Origin of the sequence: Aliarcobacter faecis (assembly GCF_013201705.1) — a bacterium.
Lineage (GTDB): Bacteria > Campylobacterota > Campylobacteria > Campylobacterales > Arcobacteraceae > Aliarcobacter > Aliarcobacter faecis.
On record NZ_CP053837.1, the window covers coordinates 658946 to 676694 of the forward strand.

The window sequence follows — 17749 nt, forward strand, 5'->3', positions numbered from 1 at the left end:
TACATTTATGGCATTATATACATGTGGGCATATTATCCCAGATTCAGATTCAGTTTGTTCAGCTATTTCATTAGCATATTTATTAAATAAAATTGGTCGTCCAGCAACACCTGCAAGACAAGGAGAATTAAATCCAGAGACAAAATTTATTTTAGATAAATTTGGTTTTGAAGCACCAGTTTTAAAAACTTCTTTTGCAGGGGATGAGCTTTTTATTACAGATTATTCAGATATTGCACAAGCTCCACAAGAGTTAGATAAAACAACAGTTGTTGGAATAGTTGATCATCATAAATTAGGTGATATTACAACTTCAGCACCACTTGAATGTTGGATTAGACCTGTTGGCTGTACAAATACAATTGTAAAAGAGATGTATGATTATCATAAAGTTGAAATTCCACAAAATATTGCTGCAATAATGATGTGTGCAATTTTATCTGATACAGTTATTTTTAAATCTCCAACATGTACACCTCTTGATATTCAAGTTGTACGTGAGTTATCAAAAATTTGTGGAATTGAAGATTTTGGTGCTTTAGGTATGGAGATGTTTAAAGTAAAATCAGAAGTTATTGGAACTCCAATTAGAGATTTAGTAATGAGAGATTACAAAAACTTTGATATGCATGGAAGTAAAGTTGGAGTTGGACAATTAGAAGTTGTAGATGGAAGTGTATTTGACTCTATTAAAGATGAGTTAATGGCAGATATAAAAAGGGTAAAAGATGAGAGTAATCTTCATACAGTAGCACTTTTATTAACTGATATTATGAAAGAGGGAAGTGAAGTTTTAGTGACTAGTGATGATACTTCAATCTTTGAAAAGGCATTTAACTGTAAACTTGAAGATGGAAAAGTTTGGTTAGATGGTTGTTTATCAAGAAAAAAACAGATTATTCCTTTCTTAGAACCTGCATTTGCTTAAAATATAAAGCCTTTTGGGCTTTATATTTTTTAAACTACCTTTAGCTTCATTCTTGAAGCTCTTTAGGTTTTTGCTACTTTTTAAGGAATCTTTAAAAAAAGGATAAAAAATGAAAAAACATTTAATACAATTTTTAAAAGATATTGGAATTGAACCAACCTTTTTAACAATGAGTATTTCAATTCTACTAATTATTACTATAACAGCAATAGCTATTCATATCATATTACATAAAATTATTTTAAAAAGTATAAAAAAAATTGATAAAAAAAATAGAAACTTTATAACTTCAAGTTTATTAGAATCAAACTTATTCCAAAGATTGGCTTTAGTTTTTCAAGGTTTAGTTGTATATTGGCAAACAACTATTTGGGTAGAAGATGGATATATGTATGAAACACTACTTACTATATCTCTTGTTTGGATAAGTATTTTTGGATTATTAGCTACATATTCGTTAATTGATAAGATTTTTAAAACACTTTATATTAAAACACAAACACCATTTTTTGCTATGCAAACTGTAATTCAAAGTATTAAATTAGTTTTTGGGATTATATGTTTTATATATGTTATTTCTATTTTAATGGATAAATCACCAGTTGCTATTTTAAGTGGACTTGGAGCTATGTCAGCTGTTTTAATGTTGGTATTTAAGGATACAATTTTAGGATTTACTGCTGGATTACAATTATCTACAAATAAAATGGTTGAAATTGGGGATTGGATAGAAATGCCAAAATATGGTGCAGATGGAGATATTATTGATATTGGATTAAATGTTGTAAAAGTAAGAAATTTTGATAAAACTATTACAACAATTCCTACTTATGCACTTGTTTCAGACTCTTTTAAAAACTGGAGAGGAATGAGAGAATCAGGTGGTAGAAGAATAAAAAGAGCTATAAAAATTGATATAAATAGTATAAAGTTTTTAGATGATAATGATATAAAAAGGCTTGAGAGGGCAAATCTTTTAGCACCATATTTGAAGAAAAAACAAGATGAAATTCAAGAGTATAATGAAAAAAATAATTTTGATTTAAGTGTTAGGGTAAATGGAAGAAGACTTACAAATATTGGAACTTTAAGAGCATATCTTGAAACATATTTAAAAAATCACCCAAATATAAATAAAAACATGACAATTATGGTTAGACAATTAGCTCCAAATGAGTATGGAATACCACTTGAAATTTACTGTTTTACAGCAACAACAGTTTGGATAGATTATGAGAATATCCAATCAGATATTTTTGACCATATTTACTCTGTTTTAGGTGATTTTGACATAAAGTCTTATCAATATAACTAACTATATTTAAGTCAAAGCAAATTAAAAAAATTGTATTCTATATAGTTTTTAAAATTTATAAAAAAGGATATTATATGAAACACGAATTAATGAAATTACCATATGCTAGTTTAGCCCCACTAATGTCTGATGAGACTTTAGAGTATCACCACGGAAAACACCATAATACTTATGTTACAAACTTAAATAATCTTATTCCTGGAACAAAATATGAAAATATGAGTTTAGAAGATATTATTAAAAGTTCTGAAGGTGGAGTATTTAATAATGCAGCACAAGTATTTAATCATGATTTCTTTTTCAATGGTTTAACTCCAAATCAAGGTGCAATTCCATCATCAGTTGATGCAGCTTTAACAAAAACTTTTGGTTCAGTTGATAAATTTAAAGAGGAGTTTACAGCTAAAGCTATTGGACAATTTGGTTCAGGTTGGGCTTGGTTAGTAAAAGATAGTGCTGGTGAGTTAAAAATTGTTACAACTTCAAATGCTGGCTGTCCAATAACTGATGGTTTAACACCAGTTTTAACATGTGATGTATGGGAACATGCATACTATATTGATACAAGAAATGCAAGACCAAAATTCTTAGAAAACTTCTGGCAACTTGTAAACTGGGATGTTGTAGCTAGTAAATTAGCTTAATTTTCTTATTATAAAAGTATGGTTTCTCATACTTTTATAAAACTATCTTCATAAAATTTTATTTTTTATCAAAACTAAATTTTCCAGCTCCAATAAACATAATAGAAATAGAAGTTAATAGATATATTAATGCAAGTTCAATAACAGGGGCTCCTGTTTTCCCTAATGAAAATAGATCATTTCCATGAGCTAAAAAGATAGCAAAAACCATTGTTAAAGCAAAAAAGAGTGATGAAATTCTAGTATATAATCCAATAATTATTAAAATAGGAAAAATAATCTCTCCAAAATATACACCATAGGCTAAAAACTCTGGTAGTCCAGCATTTGTAACTAAACCTTTAATTCCATCTATTCCATTAAAAAGTTTAAAAAAACCATGAAATAACATAAGACCTGCTATACTTACTCTTAAAATTAATTTACCAATATCTTCATTTAATACACAAGATAATTTATTTTCACAACTTCTCATAATAATCCTTTTATATAAATTTTGTGAATTCTAACTTTTTTATGATTAAACTAACTACTAATTAGTAATAATGTTTGAAAGATAGTTTAGAGTATTTATTATTTCTTGGATACAATTTAATATTATTTAGGTCTATTGGAGTATAAAAGATGAAAAATGGGATATTTAAAAACCCAAAATTAGATTTTATAGAGTTACGATATGTAAAAGATATTGAAAACTGTATAAAAATGCATCTACACGAAGAACTTACAATAACAGCAATAAAAAAAGGTTCATTAAATCTTATTTTTAATGATTCTTCAATGGAATTAAAACCAAATGAGATAGCTATTATAAATAGTCAAATTCCTCATTGTGCTACACTAAATAAAGAGTCAAAAGATGGTTATGTTTTATATTTAAAAAAAGAGTATTTAAGAAAAATAGATTTTGATTTTTTCTCATCTTATGAAATAATAAAACAAAAAAATATCTATAAAAGTTTTATAAAACTATGTGATTGTTTACTAGATATTAAACTATCTTTAATAGAAAAAGAGGAGAGTTTTTATCTATTTTGTCTATCTTTTTTCTCTTTCGAACAAAAAGAAAAAGATTTTAAAGAAGAATCAACTTTGGCTTTAGATATTAAAAAATATTTAGATAAAAGTTATCTAGAAGAGATTATTTTAGAAGAGTTAGCTTTGAAGTTTGATTTAAGTATTGTTCATCTAATAAGAGTATTTAAAAAAGAGTTTGGACTTCCAATACACTCTTATATTTTAAATAAAAAAGTTCATCTAGCAAAAGAGTTAATAGCTTCAAATATACCAATAATTGAAGTTGCACAAAATAGTGGTTTTTTTGACCAAAGCCACTTAAATAGAAGTTTTAAAAGAATCTTTCAAATCACACCCAAAGAGTACCAAAACAATATTTTTAAATAATGTTAATTTTGTACAAGATTTAATATTTTATAAAAGTTATAATATGCAAAATTAAAAATAGGAGTTTATTATGAGTGTAAATATTGTAAGAATTTTCATCTCTTTTTCTATCCTCTTCCTCTTCTAAATCTTTAATCAACCAAAATAAATTTACAAAAATCAAAATATAAAAAAAGGAAAACCTATGAGTTTTACAAAATATCAACAGTACCCAAGAATTGAGAATTTTAAAAGAGAGTGGGCAGATAAAACAATAACTGAAGCACCAATTTATTGTAGTGTGGATTTAAGAGATGGAAATCAAGCTTTGATAAATCCTTTAACAGTTGAGCAAAAATTAGAGTATTTTGCTTATTTAGTAAGAATGGGATTTAAACAAATAGAGGTTAGCTTTCCAAGTGCTAGTGAGACGGATTTTAATTTTACAAGAAAATTAATAGAAGAAAATTTAATCCCTTCTGATGTAGCTATTCAAATTTTAGTTCCAGCAAAGAAAGAGCTTATAAAAAAGAGTGTGGAAGCTATGGAAGGTGTAAATAATGGTATTTTTCACTTATATAATCCAACAAATGAGTTTCAAAGAAGAGTAGTGTTTCAAAAGAGTGATGAAGAGATAATTTCTATGGCAGTTGAATCTATGAAATATTTAGTTGAACTTACAAAAGATTTTAAAGGGAATGTAACTTATCAATATTCACCTGAAAGTTTTTCTCAAACTAATTTAGATTTTGCTATAAAAATATGCAATGAAGTGATAAATGTAGTAAAACCAACAGTAAATAATAAGATGATTATAAACTTACCAAATACTTTAGAAGCTTGTACTGCAAATGTATATGCAGATAGAATAGAGTATATGTGTAAGAATTTACAAAATAGAGATGCTTTAATTGTAAGTGTTCATCCTCACAATGATAGAGGAACTTCTGTTGCAAGTGCAGAATTAGCCATACTTGCAGGTGCACAAAAAGTTGAAGGCACTTTATTTGGGAATGGGGAACGAGCAGGGAACTTAGATATAGTAAATTTTGCTTTTAATATCTATTCCCAAGGAATTGATCCAAAATTAGATTTATCAATTATTGATGAAGTGAAAGCTATGTATGAAGAGAAAACAAATTTAAAAGTACATCAAAGACATCCTTATGTTGGTGATATGATATTTACAGCTTTTAGTGGTGGGCATCAAGATGCTATAAAAAAAGGGATTGATTTTTATAGACAAAACAAAAGTCAAATCTGGAATGTACCATATTTATTGATTGACCCAAAAGATATTAAAAGAGGATATGAGAATATTATTAGAATTAATTCACAATCAGGAAAAGGTGGAGTAAGTTTTATAATAAGTGAATTCTTTGGAGTTGATATGAGTAAAGATGAGACTATAAAATTTGGACAAATTATAAAAGAGGAATCAGATAGGTTAAAAAGGGAGTTAAATAAAGATGAGATAATCGAGCTTTATAAAAATTCTTTATTTTAGTAAGATTACTTAAGCAAAGATAGATTATAGTTATCAAAATTAAATATTATGGTGAAATTATCTTAAATGATTGAATATTACAAAGAGATAAATCTATATTTGCAAAGACTTACAGGTGACAAAATTTTAGCTAAAGATTTAACTCAAGAGACTTATACAAAGTTTCTGGAGTTAAGTAAAACAGTAAATAATATCAAAAAAGCTTACCTTTATCAAATAGCTAAGAATTTAGTTATAGATAAGGTAAGAAAAGATAACTTAATTATACAAACTTCTTACAATGAAGATGAACATTCTATTCGAATTGAAGAACAGACAGAAGAGATACTACTTGAAGAGTTAAGAAAAAAAGAGTTAAAAGAGTCTATAAAAAATCTTCCGCCACAACAGAAAAAGGCTTTTATAATGTTTTATTATAAAGGCTTAACTAGAAAAGAGATATCTTCTATTTTAAATATAAGTACAAATGCAGTTGAAAAAAATATTAGTAGAGCTATATCAAAAATCAAAGAAGATATGAAGAAAGATGATTAATGAAATTAAATAATATAGAACAACAAGCGAACTCTTATCTTATAAGGCAAAAAGAGAAATTATCACCAGATGAACAAAAAGAGTTTGAAACTTGGATAAAAGATGAGAATCATAAAAAAGTTTATGATGAAAATAGAAAATTAATAGATGATTTCTTAGATTTAGATGAAGATTTTATAAAAGAGCTAGAAGATGAAATATCAGTAAATACTAAAAAGAGATTAACTTTTAGTTTTAAATATCTTGCAGCTTCAGTTGTTTTTCTCTGTTTTATCGCCTTTGGTGGATATGAAGTAAATCGAAATTTTATCCCAAATTTTACTCAAAATTTTGTAAGTGTAGATGAGAAAGTTCTAAATATAAAACTACCTGATAGCTCTACAATAGATTTGGATAAAAATTCACAAATAAAAATAAGTTATTATGATACAAAAAGAGTTATAGATTTAGAAGATGGAAATGCTATGTTTTCTGTAACAAAAGATGAAAATAGACCATTTTTGATAAAAACAAAAGATACTTTAATAGAAGTTTTAGGAACAAAATTTGAAGTGATAAATTATGATAATAAAACAAAAATAAATGTTTTAGAAGGGCTTGTACAAGTAAGTTATATATCAAACTTTTTTAAAACTCAAACTTTGGCTAAACTAGAGAAATCTCAATCTTTTACTTTAGATAATGAAGAAAAAAATTTTACTCAAACTCAAATAAATATAAATGAGATAGCTTCTTGGAAAGATGATGAAATATATTTTAATAAAACAAGTTTAAAAGATGCAAGTTTGATATTTGAAAGGTATTCAAATATAAAAATGGAGTTTGAAAATGATAAGTTTTCGCAGTTAAAAATATCTGGGAAATTCTCAACTTTGCACTATGATAGCTTTTTAAAATCAATAGAGATGATTTATCCTATAAAAGTGGAAAAAAGTGGAAATGTTGTAAGGGTTGGAAAGAAGTAATCAAAAAGCTTCTTTTATATTTCTGGTTTATTTCTATTAAATATTTTTAGTATCTCTATAGAGTTTTTGTCTAAATTAATAATATAAGTTATAGTATATTTTTTATATGTCATATCTCTAATATTTTTATTATTAAAATATATAGATTTTTTATACTTATATGGAAAATTTAGTATCTCTAAAATTAGTTTTTCTAATTCTAAAGCAAAATTTATACTTGCACTTGGTTTATCAATAGCTATATAGTCTATAATATTTATCAATTCTATTTCAAAATTAGAATTATAAATAATTCTCATATATTTTCAATAGAATTTAAATGATTTTTTATATTAGACCATATATCTTTATGTTCTATCATTTTAATACTACCATTTTCTATATCTTCTTTTATTTTGTGTAAGCTTTTTTGTCTTTCATAAAAGTATGGATCAAGTTCCAAATTTTTATCTTTTTGAATTTGAATTTTATCTTGATATTTTTCAATAATATTCAGAAAATCATCTATAAAACCATCTTGAACTTTTAAAGTTAAAGTTTTCATAATAAATCCTACTATATTTTTATAATTCTAACAAAAAACTATAAAAATCACAAATTCTGAAATTCTTTAAAAACTGATGTCCGTTTTTTAATTTTTATTCGTTTAATATAAAGAGATACCAATTCTCAAAATAGAAATTGAAAAAGGAAAGAGATGAAGAGAACAAAATATTCATTAGTTACCTCAAGTTTATTGTTATTTTTGGGTATGAATTCATTTGCCGATGAAGTATATACTATCCAAAATAAAACTTTAAAAGAGGCATTGGAGATTATATCAAAAAAAGCAAATTTATCTTATATTGCAAATGATGAGGTATTGGAGAAAAAACATACGAATAGTATCCAAAATGTTGAAGGAACTCAACAAGCTTTAGACAAGCTTTTGGAAGGTTCGGGCTTAAAAGCTATAATTGATGATAAATCAATAGTAATAGTAAAAGTGCAAGGAGCTACAAAAGTAATAAATGGAACTTATGTTTTAGATGATGTATCTGTAAAAGGTGGATATTTAGGAAGTTCAACAGAAAATACAAATTCATATACTACGGGAAGTATGAGAACAGCTACAAAACTTGATTTGTCAATTAGAGAAACTCCACAATCTGTATCTGTTATAACTCAACAAATGTTAGAAGATAGAAAAACTGATGAATTTTATACTTTAATAAAAAAAGTAACAGGTGTATCTGTAAGTGAAGGTTTTGATGGTAGAGCAACTTATTATTCAAGAGGATTTGACCTTGATTACTACCTATTAGATGGACTTCCTGTAACACAAAATTGGTATACAATAAACAATTATAATATGGATTCATTTGATAGAGTTGAAATTGTAAAAGGTGCAAATGGACTTATGGTAGGAGCAGGAAATCCAGCAGTTTCTATAAATATGATACGAAAACATGCAAATAGTAAAGTATTTAAAGCAGATATAGAAGCAAGTACTGGTTCTTGGGATATGTATAAAATTAAAACAGATATTCAAACTCCTTTAAATAAAGATGGAAGTGTTAGGGCAAGATTAGTAGCAAGTTATAAAGATAAAGACTCTTTTGTTGATAAAACAAGTCAAGAAAATAGCTTAGTTTATGGTGTGGTTGACGCAGATATAGTAGATAATACTACAATATCAGCAGGTATTAGCTATGAAGAGAATAATAGAGATGGTATTATGGGAGGGGGAGCTTCTTTACCTGCATTTTATAGTGATGGAACTAGAACAAATTTTGATCGTTCAAAAAGTTATATGTTTGATTGGAGTAAGTGGAATACAAGTATAACTTCATATTTTACAGATGTAAAACACTACTTTGATAATGATATTTCACTAAATGCTTCATATTCACACAATGAAATTCATACAAAAGATAGAAATTTCACAAATATTCAAGGTAGTTTAAATAAAGATGGTTCAGGTTTGACTGCTGGTTATGGGAAATATCCAGAAAAAATAAAAAAAGATAGTATAGATATTTATTCTTCTATTCCTTTTGCCTTGGCAAAAAAAGAACATGAAATTATTGTTGGAGTTCAATATAATAAAGAAAATGATAAAAAATATAAACCAGAATTTTCAAACAAATATAATATCAGTAATTACTTTACTCAAAATGGTAGTGAATTTACCTCTGAACCAAATATGGGAAAATCTATTTTGAGACAAGATGCAGATACAGAACAGAAATCAGCTTATCTTACAGGAAAGTTTGAATTAATTGATGATTTAAAACTAATCCTTGGTTCAAGACTTACAACTTGGGAATACGATAGTTATAGCTATGATTCAAATAAAAGAACTAAATATGACCATAATAATATATTTACACCTTTTGTTGGTTTAGTTTATGATATAAATGAAAATCACTCTATTTATACAAGTTATACAGATATATTTTTACCACAAGGAAATGTTAAAGATAAAAGTGGAACTATCCTAGATCCAAAAGAAGGGAATAATTATGAAGTTGGTATCAAAGGTGAATATTTTGATAAAAAATTAAATGCAGGATTGACTTTATTTAGATTAGACCAAGATAATGTTGCTGAAGCAATAAATGGTGTTTTTGTTGATGGTTCAAATGGAACTGAACAAGCTTATAAAAGTATGAAAGGTGTTACTTCAAAAGGAATAGAACTTGAAATTGGTGGAGAAATTACTGATAATTGGGATTTAAGTGCAGGATTTACTCACTTTGAAGCAAAAGATGCAAATAAGAATAAAGTAAATACTACAACTCCTAGAAATAATATAAATATCTTTACAAAATATAGAATAAATGATTTTAGTATAGGTGCAGGAGTAAATTGGAAAAGTAAGGGTTATAGTAAATCTGCTACAAGAGAAATTACACAAGATGCTTATGCGGTTGTTGATTTAATGGCTTCATATAAATTTAGTAAAAATTTATCTACACAATTAAATATTAATAACTTATTTGATAAAACATATTATATTGGATATGGTACTTCTAGTTATAATTATGGTGATCCAGTTAATGCTATGGTTAGTATGAAATATAGTTTTTAGAATATAAAGAGAATTTTCTCTCTTTATATCTTTAGGTGTGAGTTCCAAAGTAGTTTTATTTTCTCAAAATTTCGATAAATTGATTTTATACTTTCCCTTTTTCTTTGGAACTCATACTTAAGGTTATAATAAATCAATAATCATTTAATAATCTTTCATTCTGTAATACTTTTAATCTATATTTTTATCTTATGATATAATTTTTTAAATTATAAAAGTAAGGATTTGATATGGATAATCTTTCAAATATGGTTATGTATAGTGATGGAGAGTTGGAACTTAAAGTTTCGGTAGATGGTGAAACTATTTGGCTGACACAAAAGCAAATAGCAGAGCTTTTTAGTGTAACTATACCAAATATAAATATGCATATAAAAGCTATTTATAAAGATAATGAGTTAATAAAAAACCGAACTATTCAGAATTTCTTAATAGTTCAAAAAGAGGGTAATAGAGCTGTTGAACGAAATGTTGAACACTATAATCTTGATATGATTATATCTATTGGATATAGAGTAAATTCTATTACAGCTACAAAATTCCGACAATGGGCAACTACTGTCTTAAGAAACTATATTCAAAATGGTTATGTGATAAATGGAGAAAAAATCACAAATGAAAGATTTGTAAATCTTGAAAATGATGTAAATGTCTTAAAATCTGAAATGTTTGAAATGAAATCTTTAGTAAAAAATAATAAATTAGAAACTAATCAAGGAATATTTTATGATGGACAGATATTTGATTCTTACTCTTTTATAAATGATTTATTAAAATTAGCACAAGAAGAAGTTATCTTAATAGATAATTATATAGATGATACAGTTTTTACTCTATTTTCAAAATATCAAGATATAAATTTTATTATCTATACAAACAATATTTCAAAACAACTTCAATTAGATTTTGAAAAGTATCAAAAACAGTATAAAAATCTCTCTCTAAAAACCTTTAAAAATTCTCATGATAGATTTTTAATTTTAGATAAAAAAGAGATATATCATATAGGAGCAAGTTTAAAGGATTTGGGTAAGAAATGGTTTGCCTTTTCTAAAATTGGTTTGGATATAGATGAAATTTTGAGAAAACTTTAGTTTATAGAAACTGGACTCTCTTTAAGAAAGTCCAATTTCCAAAATATTGATATAAAAAATTTATATAAACTCAATTTTCCCTTGACTAGCCAATAATGCTCCACAAAGTTGATATAAAACTCTTGAACCAACATTTGCATCCCAACCATTTTCACTATCTCCAACTTCACATAAATCAAAACCAATTATATTTTTTCCACTTTTTACTATCATAAATATTAAGTGTTCAAGTTCTCCAAATCTTAAGCCTCCTGGAACAGGAGTTCCTGTATTTGGACAATTTAATGGCTCTAAACCATCAATATCAATAGATAGATATACATTTTGTGGTAATTTTTCAATATATGGAGTAAAAACATCTTCTAATGATTTTCCACTAGCAAGGCTACTTTGCATAGCTGTATCATACAAACATGCTCCTTTTTCACCTAAATCAACCATTCTTTGAGATTCTTCTTTACTATAATCTCTAATCCCTATTTGTACAAGTTTTGAAACTTTTTTACACTCTTGTAAAACATTGTAAAAAATAGATGCGTGAGAGTAAGTAAAGCCTTCATAAGCTTCTCTTAAATCGTGATGAGCATCTACATGAAGTATTCCAAACTCCTCTTTTGAGATTTTACTTAAAGCCTTTATAAGTCCTAGTGGGCAAGAGTGATCTCCTCCAACAACAGCTACAAATTTACCTTTTTTTAGTAGTTTTAAAGACTCTTCATATACAAAAGAGTTTAAAACATTTGAAGCTTCATTTACAAATTTTAAAGATTTCTTATCACTTTTTGCATTTTCTAAAGCATCTATTACTTTTATAGCTTTTTTTCTTGCTTTATGGCTTAATTTTGCTATCTCTTTATTTGTTTCCAGCATAGCAATTCCTGCACTATAAGGCTTTTTATAGTGGTAGTTTTCAACATCTAATTGATGACTTGAAACTCTAATTTTATCTGGTGCATTTGCAGTTCCCTCTCCAAATGAAACAGTTGCTTCCCAAGGAACAGGAAGTAAAACTAAACTTGCATCTTTGGGGTCTAATCTTCCACCTAAAAATCCATCACTTTTTTGTGGTGGAAGACCAAGCTCTAAAACTTTTATCTCTTCTTCTAAACTTCTATATGACATAATTTTCCCTAAATATAATTTTTTGAAAGTTAGCAATTATAGACTAAATAAGGCAATATGTCAATATCTTTTTTAATGAAGAAATATTATGATAATATTTCTCAAAAAAAATCAGGCAAATTGATGTTGAAATATTATGATGAACTTTTATATTTCTCTTTTAAATTAGTTGGCGATAAAGAAAAAGCCAAAGATGTGATACAAGAAGCTTACAGTAGATTTCTTGAGATTAAAGGTAAATATGAAATAAATAATGAAAGAGCATATTTATATAAAATAGCAAAAAATATTGTTGTACAAGAGGCTTTAGAAAATCAGAAACTTCAAAGCACAATTTATGAAGAAAATCTAAGTTTTGCTCCAGAATATGAGCAACCAGAGGAGATTTTGATTCAAGAGGATCAAGAAAAAATTTTTATGCAAATAATAGATGAGTTACCACCAAGAACCAAAGAAGCCTACATTTTATATACTATTGATGGATATAGTAGAAAAGAGATAGCACAAAAGTTAGATATTACATCAAATGCAGTGGAAAAACTTATCAAAAGAGCAAGTATAAAAGTAGAAGAAGAATTACAAAAGAGGGGATTTTAAGTGAATAATGAAGCTAAAATCAAAGAAGATGCCATTTATTGGGTAATGTGTGAAAAAGAGGGCTTAGATGAAAATCAAAAAAAGGAGTTCCACAATTGGCTTTTAGAAGATGAAAACCATCAAAAAGTTTTTAATAGAATGAAATTTGTACATAATATGTCAAAATCTTTATCAAAACAAAATGCTCAAACTTTAAGCCAAGAAGCTCATAAACAAATAAGTAAAGATAGATTTTTTAAAAAAATAAAATCATTTTCTACTCTAGCTGCTAGTTTATTAATACTCTGTTTTTTCGCCTTTAAAGTTTATGAAAATAGCTTTAAAGTGCAGTTTTCAAAAAGCCTTTTAACAGATACAAAAACTATAAAAGAGCAACTTCCTGATGGCTCAAATATTTTAATTGATGCTAAGACAAATCTAAATATAGAATTTTTTAATGACAAAAGAGTGGTATATTTAGTAGATGGACGGGCTATGTTTGAAGTAGAAAAAGATGAAAATAGACCTTTTATTATAAAAAGTGATGATGTAAATATTGAGGTAGTTGGGACAAAATTTGAAGTAATCCACAAAAAAGATACTACAACTATAAATGTGCAAGAAGGTAGAGTAAAAACATACCATTTGGGACATTTTTTTGATAAGAAAAATGAAATATTTCTTACAAAAGAGAATAGTTTAACTTATTCAAATGATAATGGCTCAACAAACCAAATATCAATAATAAAAGCTGATACAATAGCTCCTTGGACGGAAAATAGAGTTCTTTTGGATAAAACAAAGTTAAAAGAGGCTTTGGAAGAGTTTTCAAAATATAGCGATGTTTCAGTTGTTTTTTCATCAAAAGAAATTGAAGATTATCTTATAACTGGTGAGTTTAATTCAACTCAACTTGATATATTTTTAAAGACAGTTACAAAAATATATCCGATAAAAATAGATAAAAAAGAGAAAGAGTTAAGAATTTCTAAGAGATAATAAATTAATTCAAAGAGAATTTATTATCTTTTTCTATTTAATTTTCCATTATAAATTTATCATAAAACTCTTTTGGAGATAAGATTTTTATACTAGAAGATTTAAAATCTTTAGTATTTGAAGTTATAATAATATCTGTTTCAACTTTTTTTGCACAAAAGTATTGAATTCCATCTTCAAAATCTTTAAAATTGCTATTTAGTGCATCTTCTATAATATTTTTATCAATAGAGATTAAATTATAGCTATTTATTATAGTTTTTAAAGTTTTGTTTAATTCAGATTTTTCAGTTGATTTCCTTCCAATATAGTGGATATTAATAATAGATAAATCATTTAAATAAATATTTATATCTTTAATGTTCTCCAAAAATATCAATACTTTTTTAGAAATATTATTATCTCTATTTTCAATAGCATTGATAAAAACATTTGTATCAATATAAATTTTTATCATCTTTGAAGCTTTTTAGATAAATAGTTATCTTTTAGTTCTTCATAAGGAACTTTTCCATTATTCACAAACTCTTTATTTAAAAAATCAAAAGCTTCTTCCAAATTTTTGGAACTATCTTTTTTTAAAGTTTTTAATTTTTTTATCTCATTTTCTATCTCTTCCCAAGATTTTTTATTAGTTTTTGTAGAAGAGAAATTATTTAAGAAATTTATTAATAACTCTTTTATTTCAATTTTTGATTTTTTCTCTATTTCAGGATTATTTATCTGAATAGTGCCTAAATCTAAATTAATCATAATAAACTCCAAATATTTATAAAATTTAAGTGGTATAAAGTATAACAAATTTTATAAAAAAATCAAAATTCCAAAATTTCTAAAAATTTATGTCCGTTTTTTAATAATTATTTACTCTTATAGAGTACTAAAAACAATTATCAAAATTGTTTTATGCTAAAAAAGGAGAAAATAATGAATCAATTTAGAAAAATGATATTAAGCCCAGTTGTTGCTTTGCTTATATCTTCAAGTGCTTTTGCTGATAATATTACATACTCTTTAGAGAAACAATCTTTAAAAGATGCTATTGAAAAAATCTCAAAAAAAGCAAATAAACCTTATATCACAAATGGTGCAATACTAGATGGTAAAACTGCAAATGCCATAAAAGATTTGAATGGTACACAAAATGCTTTAGATGAAGTGCTAAAAAATAGTGGTTTAGAAGCCATAATAGAAGATGGAGCAATAATCATCAAACCAGTTTCTTCTGTAAAAGTTTTAAGCAATGGAACTTATGTTTTAGATGATGTATCTGTAAGTGGTAAAAGCAGTAAAAATGGAAGTGCACAGAGTGGCTATTTAGTAGAAGATGTAAAAACTCTTGGTGTTTGGGGAAATTTATCTCTTCAGGATACACCATACTCTATGAGTATAGTATCAAGTGATTTTATAGAAAATACAATTACAACAAATATGGCACAAGTTGCAAAACAAACTCCAGTTATACAAAGTAATGGAAATGCTTCTTATAATGGTGAGTTAGGAAATAGTATCAGAGGATTTGCTATTAGTACAGCTTTAGTAGATGGTATTCCTATTCCTTCATCAAATTTTGGAGTTGGTTTAAAAGAAGTTGATAGAGTAGAAGTTATCTCTGGACTTAGTGGGTTTTTATATGGAAGTGGAAATGTAGGTGGAACTATAAACTATGCTTTAAAATATCCTAAAAAAGAGTCAATTACAGAAATATCTATTGGAAATAATGGTGGAGAAAACTACTATACTTCAGTTGATACTTCACAAAATATAACTGATAAATTAAGTGTGCGAGTATTTGGAAGCTATCAAGATGGCGATACTGCAAAAGATAATAACTCAAATGAAGAAAAACTCCTTGGTGTATCATTTGCCTATAAACCTACTGATAATCTTGATTTAGGACTATATTACTCACATAGAGAATCTCATATAAATGGAGTAACTCCTTTATGGGTGGTTACAGGAAAAATGCCAAAAGCTTTTGATACAAGTAAATCTTATACTCCTACTTGGAGTAAAAACAATATAGATTCTGATAAACTGGAGTTAAAAGCAAACTATAATTTTACTGAAAATATAAGATTAAGAACAGCATATCTTTATAAAAATGCAGATAGATTGGCACATTGGTTTATAAATAGATATGATGCAAATAATGGGACTTTTAATAGAGAATTTGGAGATATGGGGAAAGAAGTAACTACAAATCATGGTGCTTATGCTTATTTAGATGGAGAGTTTGATACAGGTTCTATTCATCATACTTTGACTTTTGGTGGTTCTTTAGGAAAAGCAAAAGTTAAAAGTGATGATTTTATTGATACTTTGGATAACAATACTTATACAAATATTAATGATTTAATGACTTGGAATGTAGCTAATTCATTAACTACAGGTAATTATTTAAATTTAAAATATAATAATAAGAATGTTGTTTTAGGTGATAATATTACTTTTAATGAAAATTGGAGTGCATTAGTTGGGGTTAATTATGCCACAGTAGACCAATGGATAACTGGGAGTGGAAGTTATGATGAGTCTAAACTTACTCCTACTTTATCGCTTATATATAAACCAATAGAAGATTTAACAACTTATGTTACTTATATGGAATCACTTGAAAAGGGTACAGTTGTTAAGAACTCAAATGATGTAAATAATGGAAAAGTATTTAAACCAAGAGTAAGTACACAATATGAAATGGGAGCTAAATACTCTATAAACCAAGATTTACTTTTAAGTACAGCACTTTTTAGAATTGAAAAAGCAAATAGTATGACTGAAAATCTTCCAAATGGTATGACAAAAACCTCAGAAGATGGTGAACAGATAAATGAGGGAGTTGAAGTTTTACTAACTGGAAAAGCAACAGATAGTTTAACTTTAATGGGTGGAGTTACATATATAAGTCCAAAAGTAGAAAAAGCTACAAATAAAGCAATAGAAGGTAAAAAAACAGCAAATAGAGCAAGAGTTCAAGCAAAAATGTATGCAGAATATAAATTGCCAGTTTCTCCAAAAATCTTTTTAAATGGTGGAGTTTATCATACTGGAACTCAATGGAGAGATGCTATAAATAGTGAAAAGCTAGATGCTTATACAACTCTTGATTTGGGTGCTAGATATGAAACAAAACTAGATGGTTTGGATACTACATTTAGAATTTATGCAACAAATATAACAGGAGAAGATTATTGGGCAGCTAGTAATATGTTATCAGAAACTCCAAGAAGTGTTGCTTTTAATGTAAGTGTTAAGTTTTAAAGAGAGTTTTTAACTCTCTTTAATTAGGAAATTTTTATGAAAGAATTAATCAAAATTTTATCAACTCCCGAAATCAGTGGGAAAAAAATAGGGCTATTTAGAATACTCTGTTCTATCTTTGGTGGGCTTAGTGTTGCATACTTTGGTATGACTTTACTTGTACTTATACTTCCTGGAATTCCAGTAGAAAATGCCATCTTACCACTTGTGCTTAATACCCTAACTTGGGCTAGCTGTGCTTTATGGATAAGTTTAGCATATACAAAACTAAGTGCTATTTTAAGAAGTGTTGTGCCAACTATCTTATTTTTAGTTCCAGTTTTAGTTTATTATAATAGTTAAGGATAG

At 26.7% G+C, this 17749-nt stretch carries 19 protein-coding genes; 13 read left to right on the forward strand and 6 right to left on the reverse strand.

Annotated features, from left to right (window positions below; translation table 11 throughout):
- The first annotated feature begins 7 nt into the window (after window positions 1-7).
- The 3 genes from AFAEC_RS03410 (at window position 8) to AFAEC_RS03420 (ending at window position 2887) form a co-directional block, all read left to right on the forward strand.
- Complete coding sequence (locus AFAEC_RS03410) at window positions 8-928, forward strand: manganese-dependent inorganic pyrophosphatase (RefSeq protein ID WP_026805976.1); 921 nt, start codon at window positions 8-10, stop codon at window positions 926-928.
- Window positions 929-1037: 109 nt separating this feature from the next.
- Window positions 1038-2243, forward strand: coding sequence for a mechanosensitive ion channel family protein (locus AFAEC_RS03415; RefSeq protein ID WP_026805975.1), 1206 nt, complete (start codon window positions 1038-1040; stop codon window positions 2241-2243).
- Window positions 2244-2317: 74 nt separating this feature from the next.
- The gene (locus AFAEC_RS03420) at window positions 2318-2887 is read left to right on the forward strand and encodes a superoxide dismutase (RefSeq protein ID WP_026805974.1); all 570 of its coding nucleotides are present in this window, start codon (window positions 2318-2320) and stop codon (window positions 2885-2887) included.
- Between the two features lie 58 nt (window positions 2888-2945).
- Here AFAEC_RS03420 and AFAEC_RS03425 read toward each other — a convergent pair whose 3' ends face one another.
- The gene (locus tag AFAEC_RS03425) at window positions 2946-3362 is read right to left on the reverse strand and encodes a DoxX family protein (RefSeq protein ID WP_026805973.1); all 417 of its coding nucleotides are present in this window, start codon (window positions 3360-3362) and stop codon (window positions 2946-2948) included.
- A gap of 149 nt (window positions 3363-3511) precedes the next feature.
- Here AFAEC_RS03425 and AFAEC_RS03430 point away from each other — a divergent pair, with 149 nt between their 5' ends.
- The 4 genes from AFAEC_RS03430 to AFAEC_RS03445 all read left to right on the forward strand — a co-directional run bounded on the left by AFAEC_RS03430 (window position 3512) and on the right by AFAEC_RS03445 (window position 7276).
- Window positions 3512-4291, forward strand: coding sequence for a helix-turn-helix transcriptional regulator (locus AFAEC_RS03430; protein WP_026805972.1), 780 nt, complete (start codon window positions 3512-3514; stop codon window positions 4289-4291).
- Window positions 4292-4475: 184 nt separating this feature from the next.
- Window positions 4476-5777, forward strand: a complete 1302-nt coding sequence (locus tag AFAEC_RS03435; RefSeq protein ID WP_034216518.1) for a 2-isopropylmalate synthase — start codon at window positions 4476-4478, stop codon at window positions 5775-5777.
- Window positions 5778-5843: 66 nt separating this feature from the next.
- Entirely contained in the window at window positions 5844-6311 is a 468-nt protein-coding gene (locus tag AFAEC_RS03440) for an RNA polymerase sigma factor (protein ID WP_026805970.1), read from the forward strand.
- Entirely contained in the window at window positions 6311-7276 is a 966-nt protein-coding gene (locus tag AFAEC_RS03445) for a FecR family protein (protein WP_026805969.1), read from the forward strand. Before AFAEC_RS03440 ends, AFAEC_RS03445 begins: the two co-directional genes overlap by 1 nt.
- A 14-nt stretch (window positions 7277-7290) precedes the next feature.
- Here AFAEC_RS03445 and AFAEC_RS03450 read toward each other — a convergent pair whose 3' ends face one another.
- On the reverse strand, window positions 7291-7575 hold the full coding sequence (locus AFAEC_RS03450; RefSeq protein WP_026805968.1) for a type II toxin-antitoxin system RelE/ParE family toxin: 285 nt from the start codon (window positions 7573-7575) through the stop codon (window positions 7291-7293).
- Window positions 7572-7820, reverse strand: coding sequence for a hypothetical protein (locus AFAEC_RS03455; RefSeq protein ID WP_026805967.1), 249 nt, complete (start codon window positions 7818-7820; stop codon window positions 7572-7574). The genes AFAEC_RS03450 and AFAEC_RS03455 overlap by 4 nt, the downstream gene beginning before the upstream one ends.
- Before the next feature lie 153 nt (window positions 7821-7973).
- On the opposite strand from AFAEC_RS03455, the gene AFAEC_RS03460 reads away from it, so the two are divergent.
- Window positions 7974-10349 carry a TonB-dependent siderophore receptor gene (locus AFAEC_RS03460; RefSeq protein WP_026805966.1) on the forward strand — a complete coding sequence of 792 codons (2376 nt, stop codon included), beginning with the start codon at window positions 7974-7976 and terminating at the stop codon, window positions 10347-10349.
- A 230-nt stretch (window positions 10350-10579) separates the two neighbouring features.
- Window positions 10580-11443, forward strand: coding sequence for a virulence RhuM family protein (locus tag AFAEC_RS03465; protein ID WP_026805965.1), 864 nt, complete (start codon window positions 10580-10582; stop codon window positions 11441-11443).
- 60 nt (window positions 11444-11503) lie between these two features.
- On the opposite strand, the gene AFAEC_RS03470 is transcribed toward AFAEC_RS03465, so the two are convergent.
- Window positions 11504-12565, reverse strand: a complete 1062-nt coding sequence (locus AFAEC_RS03470; protein ID WP_026805964.1) for an agmatinase family protein — start codon at window positions 12563-12565, stop codon at window positions 11504-11506.
- Between the two features lie 57 nt (window positions 12566-12622).
- On the opposite strand from AFAEC_RS03470, the gene AFAEC_RS03475 reads away from it, so the two are divergent.
- Together AFAEC_RS03475 and AFAEC_RS03480 are read left to right on the forward strand one after the other, a co-directional pair.
- Window positions 12623-13162 carry an RNA polymerase sigma factor gene (locus AFAEC_RS03475; RefSeq protein ID WP_225442394.1) on the forward strand — a complete coding sequence of 180 codons (540 nt, stop codon included), beginning with the start codon at window positions 12623-12625 and terminating at the stop codon, window positions 13160-13162.
- Window positions 13163-14140: a FecR family protein gene (locus tag AFAEC_RS03480; protein ID WP_026805962.1), complete on the forward strand. Its 978-nt coding sequence runs from the start codon at window positions 13163-13165 to the stop codon at window positions 14138-14140.
- Between the two features lie 37 nt (window positions 14141-14177).
- Here AFAEC_RS03480 and AFAEC_RS03485 read toward each other — a convergent pair whose 3' ends face one another.
- Window positions 14178-14597, reverse strand: coding sequence for a type II toxin-antitoxin system VapC family toxin (locus tag AFAEC_RS03485; RefSeq protein WP_026805961.1), 420 nt, complete (start codon window positions 14595-14597; stop codon window positions 14178-14180).
- Window positions 14594-14893 carry a hypothetical protein gene (locus AFAEC_RS03490; RefSeq protein ID WP_026805960.1) on the reverse strand — a complete coding sequence of 100 codons (300 nt, stop codon included), beginning with the start codon at window positions 14891-14893 and terminating at the stop codon, window positions 14594-14596. The genes AFAEC_RS03485 and AFAEC_RS03490 overlap by 4 nt, the downstream gene beginning before the upstream one ends.
- Before the next feature lie 174 nt (window positions 14894-15067).
- Between AFAEC_RS03490 and AFAEC_RS03495 the strand changes: the two genes are divergently transcribed.
- The gene (locus AFAEC_RS03495) at window positions 15068-17401 is read left to right on the forward strand and encodes a TonB-dependent siderophore receptor (protein ID WP_026805959.1); all 2334 of its coding nucleotides are present in this window, start codon (window positions 15068-15070) and stop codon (window positions 17399-17401) included.
- A 36-nt stretch (window positions 17402-17437) separates the two neighbouring features.
- The gene (locus AFAEC_RS03500) at window positions 17438-17743 is read left to right on the forward strand and encodes a hypothetical protein (RefSeq protein ID WP_026805958.1); all 306 of its coding nucleotides are present in this window, start codon (window positions 17438-17440) and stop codon (window positions 17741-17743) included.
- Window positions 17744-17749: the final 6 nt, after the last annotated feature.

Bases quoted from the DNA above. Each gene is read 5' to 3' on its own strand.
- AFAEC_RS03410 (WP_026805976.1), top strand. From the start codon at position 8: ATGGCATTATATACATGTGGGCATATTATCCCAGATTCAGATTCAGTT.
- AFAEC_RS03415 (WP_026805975.1), top strand. From the start codon at position 1,038: ATGAAAAAACATTTAATACAATTTTTAAAAGATATTGGAATTGAACCA.
- AFAEC_RS03420 (WP_026805974.1), top strand. From the start codon at position 2,318: ATGAAACACGAATTAATGAAATTACCATATGCTAGTTTAGCCCCACTA.
- AFAEC_RS03425 (WP_026805973.1), bottom strand. From the start codon at position 3,362: ATGAGAAGTTGTGAAAATAAATTATCTTGTGTATTAAATGAAGATATT.
- AFAEC_RS03430 (WP_026805972.1), top strand. From the start codon at position 3,512: ATGAAAAATGGGATATTTAAAAACCCAAAATTAGATTTTATAGAGTTA.
- AFAEC_RS03435 (WP_034216518.1), top strand. From the start codon at position 4,476: ATGAGTTTTACAAAATATCAACAGTACCCAAGAATTGAGAATTTTAAA.
- AFAEC_RS03440 (WP_026805970.1), top strand. From the start codon at position 5,844: ATGATTGAATATTACAAAGAGATAAATCTATATTTGCAAAGACTTACA.
- AFAEC_RS03445 (WP_026805969.1), top strand. From the start codon at position 6,311: ATGAAATTAAATAATATAGAACAACAAGCGAACTCTTATCTTATAAGG.
- AFAEC_RS03450 (WP_026805968.1), bottom strand. From the start codon at position 7,575: ATGAGAATTATTTATAATTCTAATTTTGAAATAGAATTGATAAATATT.
- AFAEC_RS03455 (WP_026805967.1), bottom strand. From the start codon at position 7,820: ATGAAAACTTTAACTTTAAAAGTTCAAGATGGTTTTATAGATGATTTT.
- AFAEC_RS03460 (WP_026805966.1), top strand. From the start codon at position 7,974: ATGAAGAGAACAAAATATTCATTAGTTACCTCAAGTTTATTGTTATTT.
- AFAEC_RS03465 (WP_026805965.1), top strand. From the start codon at position 10,580: ATGGATAATCTTTCAAATATGGTTATGTATAGTGATGGAGAGTTGGAA.
- AFAEC_RS03470 (WP_026805964.1), bottom strand. From the start codon at position 12,565: ATGTCATATAGAAGTTTAGAAGAAGAGATAAAAGTTTTAGAGCTTGGT.
- AFAEC_RS03475 (WP_225442394.1), top strand. From the start codon at position 12,623: ATGTCAATATCTTTTTTAATGAAGAAATATTATGATAATATTTCTCAA.
- AFAEC_RS03485 (WP_026805961.1), bottom strand. From the start codon at position 14,597: ATGATAAAAATTTATATTGATACAAATGTTTTTATCAATGCTATTGAA.
- AFAEC_RS03490 (WP_026805960.1), bottom strand. From the start codon at position 14,893: ATGATTAATTTAGATTTAGGCACTATTCAGATAAATAATCCTGAAATA.
- AFAEC_RS03495 (WP_026805959.1), top strand. From the start codon at position 15,068: ATGAATCAATTTAGAAAAATGATATTAAGCCCAGTTGTTGCTTTGCTT.
- AFAEC_RS03500 (WP_026805958.1), top strand. From the start codon at position 17,438: ATGAAAGAATTAATCAAAATTTTATCAACTCCCGAAATCAGTGGGAAA.